Source organism: Thiohalophilus sp. (assembly GCF_031581315.1).
Lineage (GTDB): Bacteria > Pseudomonadota > Gammaproteobacteria > UBA6429 > Thiohalophilaceae > Thiohalophilus.
The window spans coordinates 32,756-35,096 of sequence record NZ_JAVLAZ010000004.1 but is presented as its reverse complement, the minus strand read 5'-3'; the positions used below and the strand labels follow the sequence as shown (position 1 = coordinate 35,096).

Here is a 2,341-nt window from a genome sequence, read left to right as displayed (position 1 = left end):
GCGAGCATCACCACCCGGGTGTCGGCCTGCCAGTGCTGTTGCACCTGCGCCAGGCTCAGCTGATAGCCAGTATCGGCCTGCACCGGTACCGGCTGCACGCGGGCGTCGAGAAAATGGGCGAAATTGCGATTGCAGGGATAACCGGGATCGGCCAGCATCACGCCCTGCCCCGGTTCCAGCAACACACCGAGGGCCAGCAGCAGCGCCCCGGATGCCCCCGGCGTCACCACGATCCGCTGTGCCGGCACCGACAGGCCATAGCGATCCTGATAAAAACCGGCGATCGCCTCGCGCAGGGTTGAAAGACCCACCGCCGGCGTATAGTGCACCTCACCGTCGGCGATCGCCCGGCTGGCCGCCTCGAGGACCGGCGCCGGCGTGGGAAAATCGGGCTCACCGATCTCCATATGCACCACATCGTGGCCCTGCTGCTCAAGCTCTCGGGCCTCCGCCAGCAGGGCCATCACCCGAAAGGGTTGTATACGATCGATACGACGGGAGGCTGTCTCAGACATATCTGAACTTTAACCTTGTTACAAGCGCACCGAAACCCCGGGGAAATGCGCCGCCGGTGCCGCCGATGAGATGGCAAACCTGTAACATTGAAAACACCGATTTTTCTTCTGACAGACTCCCTGCACACACGACTGCGGAGTCGTTGAGTTCGATATCGTCGGTGTGTTCAGTGGTTAGAGCATTACTGCGTTAGCCTGAATGCACCCGTTTGATCAGCGCCATGTCCAGGTACTCGGCACCATTGAGAACAGCCGGCGATCCGGACAGGACCTCAAACGGCTGCTGCGGCTCGCCAAAACTGTCCAGTACCAGTTCCGCACTGTCGAAATCATGGTCGCGTGTGTAGTCATTGACGGTGATGATGGTTTTCAAACCCGCTCCCTTGCTCGCCAGAATCCCGTTATGGGAATCCTCGAATGCGATACATTGAGCCGGGTCAAGCGCCATTTTCGCCATGGCGTAATGATAAATATCCGGGGCCGGTTTTTTCGCCGGCACCACATCGCCGGCGGCAATGACCTCGAACCAATCCAGCGCCTCGGGCCCCACGGCATTTTCCAGCAGCGCGGTGACATTGGCCGGGGTGGTGGTCGTGGCAATTGCCAGTCGGTAGCCGGCATCCCGGGCCTCGCGCAACAGCCGTTCGACACCGGAGCGCAACGGGATGCCGCCCTCGCCCAGCAATGCTTCGTAATGGCGGGTCTTGGCGCGATGCAGATCGGCAATCCAGTCTGCCGGATTGCCCGGTAAGGTCGCGGCGGGCTGATACTGTTCCAGATAATGGCGCATCCGTTCCTTGCCGCCGGTGATGCTCAATAACTCGCCGTAGAGGGGAACATCCCATTCCCAGGCCAGTCCGGCCTCGGCAAAGGCCCGGTTGAAGGCCACCCGGTGGCCATCCCGCTCGGTATCCGCCAGGGTACCGTCCACATCAAATAACAGTGCTGCCAGTTCCGCCATCGCTCTCCACTCTTTGCATTGTTCCAAAAGCGCGCCAGCTTACCTGAAACCGATGATTTTGCCACCTGCCATGTCCTGTAGAATTCCATGATTTTCATGCGGTTAAGCGTCCCCCCCATAAAACCGTCGGAAAAAAACCGCTCGTCAGACCACGCGTTTATTGCGCCTGCGGGCGGATTCTGGTAGAAAAGCGCGTTATTTTTTACGGAACAGTGTCCGCCAGGAGACCATTGCACATGGCCGCAAAGAAAAAGACCGCGAAGAAGAAAACCGCCAAGAAAGCGACGGCGAAGAAGAAAACCAGCAAGAAAAAGCCCGCCGCGAAGAAAACCACGGCGAAAAAGAAAACCGTGGCCAAAAAGAAGACCGCAGCGAAGAAGTCAACGGCCAAGAAAAAGGCGGTAGCCAAGAAGAAACCAACCGCGAAGAAAACCGCTAAAAAGACGGCTCCACGCAAGTCAGTCACCGAACATGCCGGTGAGATCACGCCCTATCAGATGAAAAAGGGCGAGGAGTACATGAACGAGCCGATGTCACAGCACTTCCGTGAAATATTGCACAACTGGAAGCGCGAACTGATGGAGGAAGTGGACCGGACTGTTCATCACATGCAGGACGAAGCCGCCAACTTCCCGGATCCCAATGACCGGGCCAGCCAGGAGTCCGACTTCACGATGGAACTGCGTACCCGGGATCGCGAACGCAAGCTGATCAAGAAAATCGATGAGTCCCTGAACGCCATCGACAACGGTGAATACGGCTACTGTGAACAGTGCGGCATCGAAATCGGTATCCGCCGTCTTGAAGCCCGACCCACCGCCACGCTGTGCATCGACTGCAAGAGCCTGGACGAAATCCGCGAACG

Annotated in this window: 3 protein-coding genes; 1 reads left to right on the top strand and 2 read right to left on the bottom strand. The window is 58.3% G+C overall.

All coding sequences use genetic code 11. The features are described 5' to 3' along the window. The coding region (locus tag RI563_RS01075) for an aminotransferase class I/II-fold pyridoxal phosphate-dependent enzyme (RefSeq protein WP_310692475.1) at window positions 1-515 on the bottom strand (515 nt) is incomplete at its 3' end. Window positions 516-705: 190 nt separating this feature from the next. Continuing rightward, window positions 706-1,476 carry an HAD family hydrolase gene (locus RI563_RS01070; protein WP_310692474.1) on the bottom strand — a complete coding sequence of 257 codons (771 nt, stop codon included), beginning with the start codon at window positions 1,474-1,476 and terminating at the stop codon, window positions 706-708. A 65-nt stretch (window positions 1,477-1,541) separates the two neighbouring features. Here RI563_RS01070 and dksA point away from each other — a divergent pair. After that, window positions 1,542-2,341, top strand: an 800-nt coding sequence (gene dksA, locus RI563_RS01065) for an RNA polymerase-binding protein DksA (protein WP_310692488.1), incomplete at its 3' end; no start/stop codon positions are given.

What these genes read in the sequence shown, in the direction of transcription:
- RI563_RS01070 (WP_310692474.1), bottom strand. Translation starts at nt 1,476, where the DNA reads ATGGCGGAACTGGCAGCACTGTTATTTGATGTGGACGGTACCCTGGCG.